Genomic DNA, 17,569 nt, shown 5'->3' on the forward strand with positions numbered 1-17,569 from the left:
TTTATTGATATTTGTTTTGGGAATTTTAACTATTATTTTCTTTGGAACTTTTACGAGTTTATTGCCTCATTATGAGCTTGCAAATGGTAAAATAGAAAGACTTTCTACTCCAAATTTAATCCAAATGATCATGCTTGCAACAGCTTGTTTGATTATGCTTTTTGCTAAAGTTCCTGCTAATAAGCTTGGTGATGCTTCGGTATTTAAATCAGGACTGATAGGCGTTGTAGGGGTTTTTTGGTATAGCTTGGATGACAGGAACATTTTTTGAAGCTTATAAGCCTTTATTTAGTGATTCTTTATCGCATATTGTAGAGGATTATCCATATTTATTTGGTGTGGCTTTATTTGCCTTTTCTATGGTGATTTTTTCTCCTTCAGCAACTGTAGCTGCTTTGATGCCTTTGGGTGTGAGTTTGGGAATTCCTCCTCAAATTCTTATCGTGCTTTATCCTTGTGTAAGTGGAGACTTTATAGTACCAGGTGCAAATCAAATAGCATGTGTGGTTTTTTATAGAACAGGTACAACAAAAATAGGTAAATTTGTAGTCAATCACTCTTATTTAAGACCTAGTTTTGTTTTAATTATTAGTGCAACAATATCAGGTTATTTCATATCACAAATTGTTTTTGATTTTTAAAGGCTACTTTTTAAGCTTTTGTAAATACCTATAGACGCTAGGTTCTGATATATTAAGCGACTTAGCAACTATAGGTATGCTTCCTTTAATGTTAAAAATTCCTTTCGAATGAAGCTTTTTAATAATTTCATCTTTTTGCTCAGTGCTTAAGCTATATCCTGAATTTAAATATTTTAAGTCTATGTTTTCAGCTAAGATATCTTCTATAGAATGACTAAGTGTTTCTATATTACTCACATTATGTAAATTTACATTGTTTTGATTTTGAATGTTTAATAAATCACTAAAATCATTGATTTTTTCAAGCTCTATAATTTTACTAATAGCATTGCGAATTTCTGTAGTATCATGATTTATACACAAAATTCCTACAATTTTATTTTGATTTTTGATAAAAAAAGTTGATCCTGTAACTATTTTAGATTTACCTACTTTTGCTTTGTAATCACATAAAAAATCTTTATTTAGATATTCTTTTTCTTGTATTAATTCACTTGCAAAAGATGTTAATGGGGAGTTAGTAGTTCTTCCACTAATATGATTATTTGCTATAGCTGCTATATATGAACCTTCTTCAGAAATTACATGAAATACTATTTCGTAATTACTTCCAAGGACTTGTCCTAAGAACTGAGTAAGTTTTATAAATAATTCTTTTTGTTGCTCATCCATAATCTAGACCTTTTTGTTGTTTTTTTGTTATTTTACAAAATATTTTCATCAAAATCATTAATTTTTATCATAAAAAAAATTATTATGATGATAAAAAAATATTGACAATTAATTATTATGATGATAATATTATATCACTATTAAATTATACAAGGAGTACACATGGCAAATTATCCAAAGGCTATAGGTCCATATTCAGCTTATAGAGAAGCTAATGGTTTATTATTTATTTCAGGACAACTTCCTATTAATCCTGAAAGTGGTAATATAGAAAGCGAAGATGTAAAAGAACAAACTAGACAATCTTTGTTAAATATTAAGGCTATATTAGAAGAAAATAATCTTTATTTTAATAATGTTATTAAAACAATTTGTTTTTTAGCAAATATTGATGATTTTTTAGCTTTCAATGAGATTTATTCTGAATTTTTCGCAGCTCCATACCCTGCAAGAAGTGCTTTTGCTGTAAAAGATCTTCCTAAGGGTGCAAAAGTGGAGATAGAGGTTATTGCTCATAAAGGATAGAATATGTTAGGTTTATTTTTTGCAGGATGCTCTGTAGTATTGTTAGTTTTTATGCTTTATAAAAAAATCAACGCTCATATGGCGTTGCTTTTGAGTGGTTTGCTCTTGTTAGCTTTAGCAGGAATTTTTGGACTTTCTCCTATTATTAGTGAAAAGCAATCTTTACATTTAGGTATTTTTGATATTTTCCAAGTAGTAAATACCAAAATGTCAAGCACTTTAGCAGGACTTGGACTTACTTTGATGTGTATAGCAGGGTTTTCTGCATATATGGATCATGTGGGTGCAAGTTATGCTTTATTCAAAGTATTTGAAAGACCTTTAAAGGCAGTAAAATCACCTTATATTTTATTGCTAGTTTCTTATTTTGTAGTTCAATTTTTAGTGCTTTTTATACCTTCACATGCAGGTTTAGCACTTTTGCTTATGGTTACAATGTATCCTATTTTGGTGCGTTCGGGTGTTTCTAAGCTTTCAGCACTTTCAGTAATTGGAATTTGTCAATATATTGACCACGGACCTGGAAGTGGTAATGTGATTTTAGCTGCAAAAACTGCTGAAATTGATCCTGCGGTGTATTTTGTGCATTATCAGCTTCCTACAACTGTGCCTATCATCATAGCAGTAGGTATTGCAATTTATTTTTGTGCTAAATATTTTGATAACAAAGAAAATTTTGTATTTAATCGTGATGAGGTTGAAAAAGAATTAGTTGAGCATGATGGTAAAAATGAAGAACTTAAAAAACCACCTAGAATTTATGCAATTTTACCTATTATACCTCTAGTGTTAATTTTGGGTTTTAGTAGCGTTTTAGATAGCATTATGGTTTTAATGGGGCTTACAACTATGGAAGAAGTTAAGGCAGCTTCATCTACAGCTATAAAAATGAATGTTCCAGTTGCAATGATGATCTCAACCTTTATAGCAATTATTTTTGAAATTATTCGTTATAAAAGTTTAATTGATACTTTAAATTCTATCATGGTATTTTTCAAGGGTATGGGACATTTGTTTGTGATTACAGTTTCTTTGATCGTTTGTGGTCAAGTCTTTGCAAGTGGACTTTTATCAGTTGGTTTTGTGGATACTTTAATAGGTTTTGCGAAAGATGCAGGTTTTGGGGTGCTTGCTATTATCATAGCTGTGTCTATTTTACTTGCTGTATGTGCGTTTTTAATGGGTTCAGGAAATGCAGCATTTTTCTCTTTCGCACCACTTATCCCAAATATAGCAAAATCTTTTGGCGTTGAAACCATAGCTATGATAGCACCTATTCAAATCATGACAGGTTTTGGTAGATGTGTTTCGCCTATTGCGCCTGCTATTTTGGCAATTTCAGCTATGGCTAAAGTAAATCCATTACAAGTTGTAAAAAGAACAGCTATTCCTATGCTTGTAGCTGCTATTGTTAATGTGATTATGACTTATATTTATCTATAAAAAGGAGTACAAAATGAACAACAAAACTAAATTAATCCACCTAGGAAGAGGCGATCAAAATGCTGAGGTAAGACCTGTTAATCCAACCCTAATGCGTGCATCAACTATACTTTTTAAAGATCATGCAACTTGGCAAAAATACCGCGAACTAAGAAAAACTGATCGTGTTTTAAGTTATGGTGCTAGAGGAACAGCAACTAATTTTGAACTTGAAAAACTAATTTGTGCGCTTGAAGGTGGCCATAGAGCGCAACTTTTCCCAACAGGACTTGCAGCACTAGCTATGGTGCTTTTAAATTATGCTAGCAAAGATGCTCATTTTTTAATTACTGATGCTATTTATGGACCTGTTAGAACGATTTGTGATTTGTTTTTAACTAAAATGGGTGTAGAAATTGACTTTTTAAAAGCTGATGCTTCTGATGTAGAAGAAAAAATCAAACCAAACACAAAATTAATCCTTTGTGAAAGCCCAGGTTCTATACTTTATGAAATCATAGATTTACCAAAACTTTGTGAAATTGCACACAAACATAATATACCAGTAGCGATTGATAATACTTATTCAAGTGGGTATTTTTTAAATCCACTTGAGCTTGGTGTGGATATTTCAGTGATTGCAGCGACTAAGTACTTAAGTGGGCATTCAGATGTTACTATGGGTATAGTAGTGATTAATGAAAAAGAATGGAAAAATTTCGACAAATTGCCAGAAGCTTTAGGATTTACTACAAGCCCTGATGATGCTTATTTGGTGCTTCGTGGTATGAGAACTTTAGATGTAAGAATGAAAGCTCATGAAAAAAGTGCGGATGAGATAGTAGAGTTTTTACAAAGTAGAAAAGAAGTTAAAACAATCTTTTATCCAAAATTAAAAACTCATCCAAACCATGAAGTTTTTATGCGTGATCATAAAGGTGCTAACGGTATGGTAACGATTGAATTTGCAGATGGTATTTCTAAAGAACAAGCCATTAAATTTGTAGATAATTTAGAGTATTTTTCAATCGGTGCAAGCTGGGGTGGATATGAGAGTTTAGCTACTGTTACTACTCCACCAAGAACGGCAACAGATTGGAGTGCTAGAGGGCCTTTTGTGAGATTTCATATAGGTCTTGAAGATAGTAAGGATTTGATTGCTGATTTAAAACAAGCATTTGAAAAAATAAATTTTAAAGGATAGGCTATGGGTGTGAGTGTATTTGATATGAGGTTGCTTCAAGATTCTTGGAGCACCCCTGCAATGAGAGCTATTTTTAGTGAAGAAAATAGAATTCAAAAATGGCTTGATGTAGAAGCTGCTTTGGCAAAGGCTCAAGCAAAACTTGGCATTATCCCTAATGAAGCAGCTATAGAAATAGCTAAAAAAGCTCATTATAAATTTATGGACATGGATTTTATTTTTGCTGAATTTAAAAAGACTAAACACCCTTTAGTACCTACTGTGCGTGGTTTGGAAAAAGCTTGCGAAAATGGTTTGGGAGAATATGTGCATTTTGGAGTTACTACTCAAGATATTATAGATACGGGTATAGTTTTACAATTTAAAGAAGCTATGGCTTTAATCAAGCAAGATTTAAAAGATATAGCTAAAAATTTAGCAAAAATCGCAAAAGAGCATAAAAATACTGCTATGATGGGAAGAACCTTAGCTTTACAAGCTTTACCTATAACTTTTGGACACAAAGTTGCAATTTGGCTTAGTGAATTAAACCGCCACTATGAAAGAATTGCTGAACTTGAAAAAAGATTATATGTGGGATTAATTGTAGGTGCAGTAGGAACTAAAGCAAGCTTAAGTGACAAGGCTAATGAAGTAGAAAAACTTACTTTAGAAAGCTTAGGTTTAGAAGTTCCTGATATCTCATGGCAACCAGCAAGAGATCGTTTTATTGAGCTTGGTTATGTTTTGGGTAATATTAATGCAACCTTTAACAAAATTGCACATCAGCTTTTAATTTTAGCTCATAATGAAATCGATGAAATTGCTGAGCCTTTTGGAAAAGGTCAAGTAGGAAGCTCTACTATGCCTCATAAAAGAAATCCTGCAGTAAGTGAAAACGCAGTGACTGTAAGTAATGCCCTAAGAGCAAATATTGCAATTTTAAGCGATATAGAAAGACATGAGCATGAAAGAGATGGCCAAGTTTGGAAAATGGAATGGAAGCTTTTACCAGAAGCATTTTTAATGCTTTCAGTGGTATTGGCAAATATGAAATTTGTCTTTGATGATTTAGAAGTTAAAAAAGACAAAATGTTAAAAAATCTTGATACGCTTAATGGTTTTGTATTAGCAGAACGCGTGATGTTTGCTTTGAGTGATCATTATGGTAAGCAACATGCACATGAAATTGTTTATGAAAATGCTATGAGAGGTATAGAAAATCATAAAACTTTTAAAGAAGTTTTACTTGAAGATGAGCGTGTAAGTAAGGTTTTAAGTGAAAAAGATATTGATACTTTAATGGATGCTACAACTTATGTAGGTTATGCACCAAAATTAGTTGATGAGTTCTTAGAAAAAATTGCTAATGCACCAATTCTAAAGTAGGAAAAAATGTATTTAAGTGAAAAATTAGCCGAATTTATCGTAAATTTAGACTATGAAGCTATTCCTAGTGAAGTAAAGCAAAGAGCAAAAGAGCTTATGCTTGATGCACTAGGAACGGCTTTAGCTGCTAAAAATGAAGCTTGTGTTTTAAATGCAACTAAGGCCTTTGAAGCCTTAAGTGTAAATCCTAGTGAAAAAATTTGGAGTGAAGATAAAAAGCTTGATGTAATTTATGCTGCGATGGTAAATGCTATTGCAGCACATGCCCTTGATTTTGATGATACTCATACTGAAGCTATTTTGCACGCTAGTGCAATTTTGACTCCACTTTGTTTAACTTATGGATTTAGTGTAAGTAAAGATGGGAAGAAAGTTTTAAAAGCCTTTATTGTTGGTTGGGAAGTTGCTGCTAGAGTGGGTATAGCAAGTAAAGGAAGTTTCCATAAACGCGGGTTTCATACTACAGCTATAGCAGGAATTTTTGGTAGTGTGGCTGCAAATTGTGTTTTGCTTGATTTAAACAAAGAGCAAATCATTAATGCTTTAGGTTTGGCAGGAAGTTTTGCAAGCGGAGTAAATGAGTTTTTATCTAATGGATCTAATTCTAAAGTTTTACACATAGCTAATGCTTTGAAAAATGGAATTTTAGTAGCAAATTTTGCAAAAGCTAATATGAGTGGTCCTTTGAGTATATTTGAAGGAAGAGATAATATCTTTAGAACTTTTGGTTTAGAAGAAGAATGTGATAAAAGCGAACTTTGCAAGGGCTTAAATGAAATTTGGCAAATAATGCAAGTTTCGCTAAAACCTTATCCAAGCTGTCATTTTGCACATGGGCTTATTGATTGTGCTATGAGCTTAAGAAATGATGGCTTAAAAGTACAAGATATAAAAAGCATACATTGCTTTGTAGATGAGGTGCCAATTTCATTTATATGTGATCCAATCGAAGTAAAATACACACCACAAAGTGCTTATGCCGCCAAATTTTCCATGCCTTTTTTAATGGCTTTGGCATTTTTTGATGGTAAAATTACTTTAAAATCTTATGAAGACTTAAATAGAGCTGAACTAATAGAATTTGCTAAAAAAATCAGCTATGAGAAGAAAAAATCTACTGGTTTCCCTAAATATTTTCCAGGACATTTAGAAGCTGTTTTAAATGATGGAAGAGTAATTAAAAAAGATGTACTGATTAATAAAGGAAATTTTGACAATCCTTTAAGTTTTGATGAATTAAAAGATAAATTTCTTTCTAATGCTAGCATAGCACTTTCTTTAGAAAAGGCTGAGGAGTTAGTCAAAAAGCTTCAAAATTTAGAAAATATAAATGGTTTTGATTTCTAGCAATCTCATTTTTTGAGATTGCTTATTATTTTAAAAAATAAATAATTTAATTTTTTATATAATATCTTATCTTAGTTTTTATCAAGGAAAAACATGACTTTGGATGTTTTAAAAGATAATGAAGAAGCTATTATAATAGGATTTGGCGCTGATAAGCAACTTTTAGCAAGGCTTTTTAGTTTTGGCTTTGCAAAAAATAAAAAAATTAAAAAAATCCGTTCTTCTATGGCAAATTCTACTATTATGGTAGAGCTTGATACAGCTTGTGTAATTTTAAGATCAAACGAAGCTAAAATAATACAAATTTCAAAAGATTTTTAATGAAAAAAATCATTATTGCCTTAGTGGGTCAGCCAAATGTTGGAAAAAGTTTATTAATCAATGCACTTTGTAAAGCCAATATGAAGGTTGGAAATTTTAGTGGCGTTACGGTTGAAAAGGCTGAAGCTAGATTAGTTTATAAAAACTATGAGTTTGAATTTATAGATTTACCAGGAACTTATGCATTAGATGGTTATAGCGAAGAGGAAAAAATCACAAAAGAGTTTTTAAAAAAAGGTAATTTTGATCTTGTAGTAAACGTGCTTGATTCTACAAATTTAGAACGTAATTTAATCTTAAGTGCTAGTTTAATAGACGCTAAAGTTAAAATGATTATGGCTTTAAATATGCAAGATGAAGCCAAAAATGAAGGTTTTGATATAAATTTTAAAGTTTTATCAGAACTTTTCAATACTCCTTGTATTGGTGTTTGTGCTAAAACCAAAGAAAATTTAAATACACTTTTGGATTTAATCATTTCAACTCACAAAGCTAAATTTGAACCCAAAGAACGCATTTTTAGTGACATCATAGAAGAAGAGCTTGTAAAAATAAGTGATTTTTTAAATAAAAACAATATAACCTATTTGAATTTTTCCACTAAAGACTTAGCACTTGCTTTGCTTAAAAGTGAAGCTAATATTGCTATTTCTCATTCTTTGAGAAAAATACTTGATGAAGCTTTAGAAAAAATTTATATGGCTTATCATAGTAAAGACATAGAAAGTATTTTTAAAGAAGAGCTTGTTGATTTTGCAAATGGTATATGTATTAAAGTTTTAAGCAAGAGTATTAAATATAAAAATCATACGAAAGAAATTGATTCTATTTTAATAAATAAATATTTAGGAATTCCTATATTTTTATTTTTTATGTGGGCTTTGTTTCAGCTAACCTTTACTTTAGGGCAAATTCCTATGGATTATATAGAGGGATTTTTTGCTACTTTAGGTGAGATGGTAAAAAGTAATATTAGTAATGACTTTATAGCTTCAGCCTTAGCTGATGGTATTTTAGGTGGAGTTGGTGCTGTAGTGACTTTTTTACCAAACATAATGATTTTATTTTTTGGTATAGCCTTGCTTGAAACAACTGGATATATGGCTAGGGTTGCATTTTTATTAGATGGAATTTTATATAAATTTGGATTGCATGGTAAAAGTTTTATTCCTTTGATCACGGGTTTTGGTTGTTCAGTGCCTGCTTTTATGGCTACAAGAACTTTAAAAAATAAAAAAGATAGATTATTAACTCTTTTTATTATTAATTTTATGAGTTGTGGCGCGAGGCTTCCTGTATATGTGCTTTTTGTTGGGGTATTTTTTCCTACTGAAGTGGCAGGGAATTATCTTTTTGGGATTTATCTTTTAGGTGCATTTTTGGGTTTGATTGCAGCTAAAATTTTAAGAATGAGTGCTTTTAGAGGACAAGATGAACCCTTTGTAATGGAAATGCCAAAATATAGAATGCCAAATTGGAATTTGGTATGGTTTATGGTGTTTAACAAAGCCAAAATGTATTTAAAAAAAGCAGGAACATTTATTTTGATAGCTTCCTTGCTTATTTGGTTTGCGAGTAATTTTCCTATGCAAAAAAATAATATTCAAGATACTTTAAGTCAAAAACTTCAGATAGAAAATAGTTATCTTGGGCAATTTGGTAAAGCAATAGAGCCTATTTTTGCACCACTTGACTTTGATTGGAAACTTAGTGTTTCTTTGGTAAGTGGTTTAGCTGCTAAAGAAGTGATGATTTCTACCATGGGCGTACTTTATTCTTTAGGCAATGAAGTTGATGAAACAAGTTCAAATTTACAAGAGGTTATAAAAGAAAATATCCCTTTTAGCACAGCTATTGCCTATATTTTATTTGTGATGATTTATAATCCTTGTTTTGCAGCTACCATAGTATTTACTAAAGAATCAGGAAGTAAAAAATATACTTTATATTTATTTTTATTTACCTGTTTAAGTGCATATTTAACAGCATTTATGGGATTAAGTATAGTCAATTTATTTCATCACTAAAAAAGATTATATTTATATTGTTTTTGCTCTGAAAGAGTTTTTCTAAAATGCATTAATTTAATATAAATTAATATATTCAATTTTTGCTTTTTTAAATATATTAATATTTTATAAACAATATGAGCTGATTTGAGTTATAATTAGTTTGTATAGTTAAAAATTTTGAAGTTTTAGTTTATTTATAGAAATAATTTTATTTGCATAAAAGCTTATTTTGCAAGATTGGTTTTTAAATTATTAGAATATATTTTTTTGAATTTTATATAACTATAAAACATAAAGTTTTTATAATCTTTAAAATAACTATTTTTTGTAATAATCTTTAATTTAAACAAGAAATTTATTTTTTTATTGTAAAATACAGTTTAATTTTTTAAAACTAGGAGATAAAAATGGCAATTTTTGATGATGTAAAAAAAGTAGTTGTTGAACAACTTAGTGTTGATGAAGATGCAGTTAAGATGGAATCTAAAATTATTGAGGATTTAGGTGCTGATTCTTTAGATGTTGTTGAATTAGTTATGGCTTTAGAAGAAAAATTTGATGTAGAAATTCCAGATAGTGATGCTGAAAAATTAGTAAAAATCGAAGATGTTGTTAATTATATAGAAAATCTTCAAAAATAATTTTAACTTTTTTGACAAGGAGTGCGGTTTGAAACGCGTTGTAGTAACAGGTATAGGAATGATCAATGCCCTTGGTTTAGATAAAGATAGTTCGTTTAAAGCTATTTGTGATGGTAAAAGCGGTGTTGATAAAATTACTCTTTTTGACACCACTGATTTTCCGGTACAAATTGCTGCTGAAGTAAAAAATTTTGATCCTTTAAGTGTTTGTGATGCTAAAGAGGTTAAAAAGATAGATCGTTTTATACAACTTGGTATTAAGGCAGCAAGAGAAGCTATGGAAGATGCTAAATTTGACGAAATTTTAAGCAAAGAAGAATTTGGTGTAGTTTCAGCAGCTGGTATAGGTGGTTTACCAAATATAGAAAAAAATTCCGTTACTTGTGCTCAGCGTGGGCCACGTAAAATTACTCCTTTTTTCATACCTTCAGCTTTGGTTAATATGCTTGGTGGGATTATTTCAATCGAGCATGGATTACAAGGGCCGAATATCTCATGTGTTACTGCTTGTGCAGCAGGAACTCATGCTATAGGTGAAGCTTATAAAAGCATAGCCTTGGGCAATGCAGATAAAATGCTTGTAGTAGGAGCTGAAGCAGCTATTTGTGCTGTGGGTATTGGTGGTTTTGCTGCTATGAAGGCGCTTTCAACTAGAAATGATGATCCAGCTAAGGCTTCAAGACCTTTTGATAAAGAAAGAGATGGTTTTGTAATGGGTGAGGGTGCTGGTGCATTGGTTTTTGAAGAATACGAAGCTGCCAAAAAGCGTGGTGCAAAAATTTATGCTGAATTAATTGGATTTGGAGAAAGTGCAGATGCACATCATATCACTTCTCCTACTTTAGAAGGACCACTGCGTGCCATGAAAAAAGCTTTAAAAATGGCAAAAAATCCAAAAGTAGATTATATTAATGCCCATGGAACTTCTACTCCAGTAAATGATAAAAATGAAACAGCAGCTATTAAAGAACTTTTTAAAGATCAAATTCCTTTAGTGAGTTCTACAAAAGGACAAATAGGACATTGTTTAGGTGCTGCTGGTGCAATTGAGGCTGTTATTTCTTTAATGGCACTTGATCAAGGCATACTTCCACCAACTATTAATCAAATTTCAGCAGATGAGGAATGTGATCTTGATTATATACCAAATGTTGCAAGAAAGAGTGAAATAAATGTGGTAATGAGTAATTCTTTTGGATTTGGTGGAACAAACGGCTGTGTTATTTTTAAAAAAGTAGATTAAAATGGCTTCTTATTTAGATTTTGAAAAAAATATTCAACAAATTGATGAAGATTTAGCAAATGCAAAAATCAAAGGTGATGATGAAGCGGTAAAAATTCTAGAAAAAAATCTTGAAAAGGAAACTCAAAAAGTTTATAAAAATTTAAGCGATTATCAACGTTTACAACTCGCAAGACATCCTGATCGTCCTTATGCGCTTGATTATATACAAGCTATATTGAGTGATGCTTATGAAATTCATGGCGATCGTGCTTTTAGAGATGATCCTGCTATTGTGTGTTATGCAGGTTATATAGGTGGAAAAAAGGTTATAGCTATAGGAGAGCAAAAGGGTAGAGGAACTAAAGATAAGCTTCATAGAAATTTTGGTATGCCACATCCTGAAGGATATAGAAAGGCTCTAAGAGTAGCAAAGATGGCTGAAAAATTTGAGATACCTATACTGTTTTTAGTAGATACTCCAGGTGCTTATCCAGGAGTTGGTGCTGAAGAGCGTGGTCAAAGTGAGGCTATAGCAAGAAATTTATATGAATTAAGTGCTCTTAAAACTATTACTGTAGCAGTAGTTATAGGCGAAGGAGGTAGTGGTGGAGCTTTAGCTATAGGTGTAGCTGATAAACTTGCTATGATGAAAAATTCTGTTTTTTCTGTAATTTCTCCAGAGGGTTGTGCTGCTATTTTATGGAATGATCCATCAAAAATAGAGGTTGCTACCAAAGCAATGAAAGTAACTGCTGATGATTTAAAAAATCAAGGTTTAATAGATGATGTTATTGAAGAACCAGTCAGTGGGGCTCATAGGGACAAAGATAACGCTATTAAAAATTTAAGTGATTATGTCTTAAAAGCTATAGAAGAGTTAGAAAAATATGATAAAAGAGAATTAGTCGCTATAAGAATGCAAAAAGTTTTTAAATTTGGGGTTTTTTCTGAATAATTTATATTTTATATAAATTTCAATTTTTTTTAAAAAAACTATTGTATAATTACAACTTCAATTTTGTTAATGGTTGGATAGCTCAGTCGGTAGAGCAGCAGACTGAAAATCTGCGTGTCGGCAGTTCGATTCTGCCTCTAACCACCATTTTTATTATAAAGATTGTTTAATTCTTTAAGTTCGCTTTCATTAAATCCAGCTTGTATTCTAGCTTTTTTATTATATATTTTTCCTAAGAGACTAAATTCTTTGTATGCTTTACAAAGGTCTATGTAGTTATCATTTTCTTTTTTAGCAAAATTCCACCAAAAATTCCCCTTGTATACATGTTTTATTTCATCATTTAAAATAATGGTAAAAATTTCATCAAATAAGCATTTTACTGGATGATTTGTAGTTTTTAATTTTTCTAAAACAAAAGGATTAGCATCGAGTCCTTTTGCCTCAAGTCCTCTATGCACTATACCCATTCTGTGAGCAAGATTGTCTTTGGTTAAAAACAGAGCTTTTTCAAGATTATCATGTGCATGAAAGTCTCCATATTTAAAACCTAATTCATTTAAAGTTTTTTCCAAAAGTAAAAAATGCTTAATTTCTTCATCAGCTACTTCAAGCCAGTCTTGATAAAAGTTCAATGGTAAGTTTTTAAATCTATAGCTAGCATCTAAAGCCAAATTTATAGCACTATACTCTATATGTGCAACAGAATGTAAAATTTTAGCCAAAGATAAAGTGCTATTTGCCTCTTTTGGGCGTCTTATTTTCATAGGATGTATGATTTTAACTTGTGAATTCTCATTAATGATAGCTTGATGAGAATGATCAAAAGTATACAAATTAGCTTTAAAATTTTCATAAAAATTATTAAAATCATAAATTTTTTGAAGAATATCTTTTTGATATAAAATTTTTTCTAACTCTATAAAAAAATTTCTTGCCATTTTTCAACCTCTATTAAATATTATATAAGATAAAAAAGTATAATATAAAAATTTTGAAAATTTAAAAAAAGGTTTGCTAAAAATATGCTTAATGTTATCTATGCTCTTTTTTTTAGAGAGCTAAAGACAAGATTTGGTATCAATAAGTATTTAGGCTATTTTTGGGTGGTTGGTGAGCCTATGATGGTAGTGTTAATAATTACTTCTATTATAGCTGCTATTAGGGAATTTCATCATTTAATTATGCCTGAAGGAATTTCTGTTTTTATGTTTTTAGCTGTAGGGATTATACCTTTTTTTATGTTTAGAAGCATTATAACGCAGCTTTTAAATGGTATTGGAGCAAATTTGGCTCTTTTTGCTTATAAACCCATTCGTCCTATACATGTTTTTATTGCAAGAACTATGCTTGAATTTTGTATTTATTTTACTATTTTTTTATGTGTAATGTTTTTAGCTGGTTGGTTTTTGCATATGCAAGTTATTCCTAAACATTTTTTAGAAGTTTTATTTTCCTTTTTTTTACTTGTTTTGTTTGGTTTTGCTTTGGGTATGTGTTTTTCTATAGCAGGACACTTTGCTGAACCTTTAAAGATGGCTTTAGGTTATTTGAATGTGGTTTTATATTGGACTGCTTTAATAGTATTTCCTGTTTGGATAGTTCCCAAACCTATTTTAGATATACTTTATTATAATCCACTACTTCATATACTAGAGCTCTTAAAATATAATTTTTTTCAAAATTATCCATTAGTCGATAATTACAATTATTATTATCCTATTGTTTGCTTGGGTGTTGTTTTGTTTGTGGGTTTATTTTTTTATTATTTTACTAGAGAAAAGTTGATAGCAGTACGATGATAAAACTAATCAATTTAACTAAATCTTTTTCTTTGCGTAATGGGGGAAGGCATTATGTCTTTAAAAATCTAACTTTCGAGTTTCCTGAAAATTGTAGCATAGGTTTGATGGGGCGTAATGGTGCTGGAAAATCTACTTTAATGAAACTTCTAAGTGGTTCTTTGCTTCCTGATAGGGGTAAGATTATAACAAATAAAAAACTATCTTGGCCTTTAGGCTTAGCAGGTGCATTTCAGCATAGACTTTCAGCTAGAGATAATGCACGTTTTGTGGCTAGAGTGTATGGTTACAAAGATGAAGCTTTGGAAGAAAAAGTTAAATTTGTAGAAGATTTTGCCGAGCTTGGAAAATTTTTTGATGAACCTATGAATACATACTCAGCAGGTATGAGTGCTAGAATTTCTTTTGGCTTGAGTATGGCATTTGATTTTGATTATTATTTAATTGATGAAGCAGGAGCTGTGGGAGATCCTAAATTTAGAGAAAAAAGCTCCAAGATATATAAAGAAAAGTTAAGTCAGTCAAAAGTTATCATGGTTTCACATAATGTAGCTGAAATTAAACAATGGTGTGATAAAATTATTTTTATGCAAGATGGACAAGCTACTATATATGATGATGTAGATGAAGGTATAGCTGTGTATCAAGGGAAAATTAATGCAAAATAAATTATTAAAAAAAATTAAAAAATTAAAAATATTAAATTCATTTAAAATTGTTTTAATCTTAACAGTATTTGTTGTGTTTTATTATGTTTTTATAGCAGCAAATCGATATGTAAGTGAGAGTGTATTAAGCGTAAAATCAACTTCAGGAGATACAGGAGCAGTTACAGGTATAGCAGCTCTTTTGACAAATAATTCTTTTTCAAGTGATGATATTAATTATTTGAAATCTTTTATTCATTCTTTAGATATGTTGAAAATTTTAGAAGAAAAAATTCATATCCGAGAACTTTATCAAAAACAAAAACTTGATTTTTTTTATAGTATTTCATCATCAGCCGATCAAGAGGAATTTTTAAAATATTATCAAAATCGTGTTAAAATTATTCAAGAAAATTTAGCCAATGGACTTTTACGAGTAGAGGTTGAGGGTTTTGATCCTCAAAGTGCGCATTTAATAGCTACAACTATAGTAAAAGAGAGTGAAAAATTCATCAATGAAATTTCACATAAAGCCGCAAGAGAACAAATGCAATTTGCCGAAGATGAGCTTTTGCAGTTTAAAAAAAGATATCAAAAAGCTAAAGATGAGCTTTTAGCTTTTCAAAATAAATATGGTGTATTTGATCCACTTAAGCAAGCAGAGGGAACTTTAAAATTAATAAGCGAGCTTGAATCAAAAATAGCAGCTAAAGAAGCAGAACTTTTAATGATGCAAAGTTATATAAATGATAGTGCACCACAAATTGTAACCATAAAAAGTGAAATAACTGCGTTAAAAAAACAACTTCAAAAAGAAAAATCCAAAGTTGCCTCATCAAAATCTTCCAAAAAACTTAATGATCTTGCAGCAAATTTCCAAGATCTAACTATAGAAGTAGGCTTTGCAGAAAGTGCTTACACAGCTGCTCTAAAGGCATATGAGAGTGCTAGAATAGAGGCTTTAAGAAAGATAAAACAAGTAGTAATTGTACAAAATCCAAGCTTACCTCAAAGCGCTAAGTACCCAGAAGCTTTGTATAATATATTTACGGCTTTTATGGTTTTATCTTTGATTTTTGGAATTGTTAAATTTATCAAAATGATTATAGAGGAGCATAGATACTAATGAAAAAGATATTTTTATTTTTAATTTTACCATTGTTTTTATTTTCTGCAGTAGATGTTTCTCAGATTACAAAAATTCAAAGTCAATCATTGAGTCCGACTATAGAATCACAAACTATAAGTTATGATAGCAACCAAAGTGATTTTAATCAAACCCAAGTTCCAGTAGCTAAAGTTTTTGGAGCACATTTGTTTAATGGAAATTTTACTAAATTTACCCAACATATTTACAATCCTGATTATAAATTAGCAGTAGGTGATAGAATAAATATTAAAATTTGGGGTGCGGTAGAATTTATCCAAACTTTAACAGTAGACTCCCAAGGTAATATTTTTATACCTAAAATAGGTGCTATCAATCTTTTGGGAGTTAAAAATAGTGCTTTAGTACAAGTCATTACAAAAGCTATTAATAAAATTTATAAAAGTAATGTTTATGTATATGCAGATATGGATATATACCAAAATGTTTCAGTTTTTGTAACAGGAAATGTTAATCAACCAGGGCTTTATCAAGGTTTAAGTTCAGATTCTATTATTCAGTATTTAGATAAAGCTCGTGGTATAAATTTAGAGTATGGAAGTTTTAGGGATATTCAAATTTTAAGAGACAATAAAGTTATAAAACATGTAGATTTATATGATTTTTTGCTTAAAGGACAGCTTGATCTTTTCCCATTTAGAATGGGTGATGTGATTTTAGTTGGCAGTGTGCAAAAATATGTTTTTGTAGAAGGGGATGTACAAAAGCCTTTTAGATTTGAACTTAGTAATGATATTTTAAATTTAGAAGATATAGCAAAGGTTGCAGGAGCTAAACCTATAGTAACTAATGCTATAGTAAAAAGCTATAGAGATGATCATAAACTTCATGTAGAAGCTTATACTAAAAAACAATTTTTAGATGTAAAGTTATATAATGGTGATGAGATAGAATTTAGACCTGATTATACTACACAAAATATTAGTATTAATATAGAAGGTGAACACAATGGTTTGCATTCAGTTGTAGTTAAAAAAGGTACAACTTTAGCTGATATTGCTAAAATGATTACAGTTAATGAACAATCTGATATCAATGCTTTACAAGTTTTTAGAAAAAGTGTTGCAGCCACTCAAAAACAACTCATAGAAGCTCAACTTAAAGAACTTGAAACATTAGCTTTAACAAGCTCTTCGGTAAATGCTGAACAAGCTAGCATTAGAGCAACACAAGCTAAAACTATATTAGAGTTTATTGAGCGTGCAAAACAAGCTCAGCCAAAAGGACAAATCGTTATAGATAATGTCAAATCTTATAAATCTATAGTCTTAGAAGAAGGTGATGTAATAAATGTGCCTAGTAAAAATAATATTGTTTTAGTTCAGGGTGAAGTTTCTATACCAGGTGCTTTTGTCTTTATGAATAAAGAAAAATTAAAATATTATATTAATTTAGCAGGTGGTTTTAGTGATAGAGCTGATATTTCAAGAGTTTTGGTGATCAATGCTAATGGTAAAGCGACTAAATATAGTGGTAGAAGTTCAGCGGATATTAAAGCAGGGGATTCGATTTTGGTTTTGCCAAAAGTAGATAATCAAAATTTACAAATCTTTAGTATGTTAACGCAAATTTTATATCAAATAGCTATTGCAACTAATGTAGTGTTAAATATATAGGAT

18 protein-coding genes and 1 tRNA gene are annotated in these 17,569 nt (G+C 30.4%); 17 read left to right on the forward strand and 2 right to left on the reverse strand.

Annotated elements, in window-relative coordinates:
* Window positions 1–4: 4 nt before the first annotated feature.
* Both CAQ16704_RS08485 and CAQ16704_RS08490 read left to right on the forward strand, forming a co-directional pair.
* Window positions 5–271, forward strand: coding sequence for an anaerobic C4-dicarboxylate transporter family protein (locus CAQ16704_RS08485; RefSeq protein WP_250634647.1), 267 nt, complete (start codon window positions 5–7; stop codon window positions 269–271).
* Complete coding sequence (locus CAQ16704_RS08490) at window positions 252–641, forward strand: anaerobic C4-dicarboxylate transporter family protein (RefSeq protein ID WP_200884645.1); 390 nt, start codon at window positions 252–254, stop codon at window positions 639–641. Before CAQ16704_RS08485 ends, CAQ16704_RS08490 begins: the two co-directional genes overlap by 20 nt.
* A gap of 3 nt (window positions 642–644) precedes the next feature.
* On the opposite strand, the gene CAQ16704_RS01440 is transcribed toward CAQ16704_RS08490, so the two are convergent.
* Window positions 645–1,313, reverse strand: a complete 669-nt coding sequence (locus CAQ16704_RS01440) for a YheO-like PAS sensor domain-containing protein (protein ID WP_039666576.1) — start codon at window positions 1,311–1,313, stop codon at window positions 645–647.
* Window positions 1,314–1,475: 162 nt separating this feature from the next.
* Between CAQ16704_RS01440 and CAQ16704_RS01445 the strand changes: the two genes are divergently transcribed.
* From CAQ16704_RS01445 to CAQ16704_RS01495, 11 genes are all read left to right on the forward strand, one after another.
* Entirely contained in the window at window positions 1,476–1,838 is a 363-nt protein-coding gene (locus CAQ16704_RS01445) for a Rid family detoxifying hydrolase (protein ID WP_039666577.1), read from the forward strand.
* Between the two features lie 3 nt (window positions 1,839–1,841).
* On the forward strand, window positions 1,842–3,281 hold the full coding sequence (gene dcuC / locus CAQ16704_RS01450; RefSeq protein ID WP_039666578.1) for a C4-dicarboxylate transporter DcuC: 1,440 nt from the start codon (window positions 1,842–1,844) through the stop codon (window positions 3,279–3,281).
* 13 nt (window positions 3,282–3,294) lie between these two features.
* Window positions 3,295–4,464, forward strand: a complete 1,170-nt coding sequence (locus tag CAQ16704_RS01455) for a trans-sulfuration enzyme family protein (RefSeq protein WP_039666579.1) — start codon at window positions 3,295–3,297, stop codon at window positions 4,462–4,464.
* Window positions 4,465–4,467: 3 nt separating this feature from the next.
* Window positions 4,468–5,832, forward strand: coding sequence for an adenylosuccinate lyase (gene purB, locus CAQ16704_RS01460; protein WP_039666580.1), 1,365 nt, complete (start codon window positions 4,468–4,470; stop codon window positions 5,830–5,832).
* 6 nt (window positions 5,833–5,838) lie between these two features.
* The gene (locus tag CAQ16704_RS01465) at window positions 5,839–7,179 is read left to right on the forward strand and encodes an MmgE/PrpD family protein (protein WP_039666581.1); all 1,341 of its coding nucleotides are present in this window, start codon (window positions 5,839–5,841) and stop codon (window positions 7,177–7,179) included.
* Between the two features lie 93 nt (window positions 7,180–7,272).
* Window positions 7,273–7,500 (forward strand): FeoA family protein, encoded by a 228-nt coding sequence (locus CAQ16704_RS01470; RefSeq protein ID WP_039666582.1) that lies wholly within the window; start codon window positions 7,273–7,275, stop codon window positions 7,498–7,500.
* Window positions 7,500–9,527 (forward strand): ferrous iron transport protein B, encoded by a 2,028-nt coding sequence (feoB, locus tag CAQ16704_RS01475; protein WP_039666583.1) that lies wholly within the window; start codon window positions 7,500–7,502, stop codon window positions 9,525–9,527. The genes CAQ16704_RS01470 and feoB overlap by 1 nt, the downstream gene beginning before the upstream one ends.
* Before the next feature lie 392 nt (window positions 9,528–9,919).
* Window positions 9,920–10,153 (forward strand): acyl carrier protein, encoded by a 234-nt coding sequence (gene acpP / locus CAQ16704_RS01480; RefSeq protein WP_039617517.1) that lies wholly within the window; start codon window positions 9,920–9,922, stop codon window positions 10,151–10,153.
* Between the two features lie 28 nt (window positions 10,154–10,181).
* A complete protein-coding gene (locus CAQ16704_RS01485) occupies window positions 10,182–11,396 on the forward strand; it encodes a beta-ketoacyl-ACP synthase II (RefSeq protein WP_039666584.1) in 1,215 nt (404 codons plus the stop codon).
* A gap of 1 nt (window position 11,397) precedes the next feature.
* Complete coding sequence (locus tag CAQ16704_RS01490; RefSeq protein ID WP_039666585.1) at window positions 11,398–12,333, forward strand: acetyl-CoA carboxylase carboxyltransferase subunit alpha; 936 nt, start codon at window positions 11,398–11,400, stop codon at window positions 12,331–12,333.
* A gap of 71 nt (window positions 12,334–12,404) precedes the next feature.
* Window positions 12,405–12,480 (forward strand) — tRNA-Phe (locus CAQ16704_RS01495).
* Here CAQ16704_RS01495 and CAQ16704_RS07920 read toward each other — a convergent pair.
* Window positions 12,471–13,274 (reverse strand): ferritin-like domain-containing protein, encoded by an 804-nt coding sequence (locus tag CAQ16704_RS07920; protein ID WP_052245048.1) that lies wholly within the window; start codon window positions 13,272–13,274, stop codon window positions 12,471–12,473. The genes CAQ16704_RS01495 and CAQ16704_RS07920 overlap by 10 nt on opposite strands.
* 84 nt (window positions 13,275–13,358) lie before the next feature.
* Here CAQ16704_RS07920 and kpsM point away from each other — a divergent pair, with 84 nt between their 5' ends.
* The 4 genes from kpsM to CAQ16704_RS01515 are packed head-to-tail and all read left to right on the forward strand — an operon-like array spanning window position 13,359 to window position 17,566.
* Window positions 13,359–14,135, forward strand: a complete 777-nt coding sequence (gene kpsM, locus CAQ16704_RS01500; RefSeq protein WP_039666586.1) for a capsule polysaccharide transporter KpsM — start codon at window positions 13,359–13,361, stop codon at window positions 14,133–14,135.
* A complete protein-coding gene (locus CAQ16704_RS01505; protein ID WP_039666587.1) occupies window positions 14,132–14,803 on the forward strand; it encodes a capsular polysaccharide export system, ATP-binding protein in 672 nt (223 codons plus the stop codon). Before kpsM ends, CAQ16704_RS01505 begins: the two co-directional genes overlap by 4 nt.
* Window positions 14,793–15,908 carry a capsular polysaccharide export system, inner membrane protein gene (locus CAQ16704_RS01510; RefSeq protein ID WP_039666588.1) on the forward strand — a complete coding sequence of 372 codons (1,116 nt, stop codon included), beginning with the start codon at window positions 14,793–14,795 and terminating at the stop codon, window positions 15,906–15,908. Before CAQ16704_RS01505 ends, CAQ16704_RS01510 begins: the two co-directional genes overlap by 11 nt.
* Entirely contained in the window at window positions 15,908–17,566 is a 1,659-nt protein-coding gene (locus CAQ16704_RS01515; protein WP_039666589.1) for a capsular polysaccharide export system, periplasmic protein, read from the forward strand. Before CAQ16704_RS01510 ends, CAQ16704_RS01515 begins: the two co-directional genes overlap by 1 nt.
* Window positions 17,567–17,569: the final 3 nt, after the last annotated feature.

It is taken from the genome of Campylobacter sp. RM16704 (genome assembly GCF_000816245.1).
GTDB lineage: Bacteria > Campylobacterota > Campylobacteria > Campylobacterales > Campylobacteraceae > Campylobacter_D.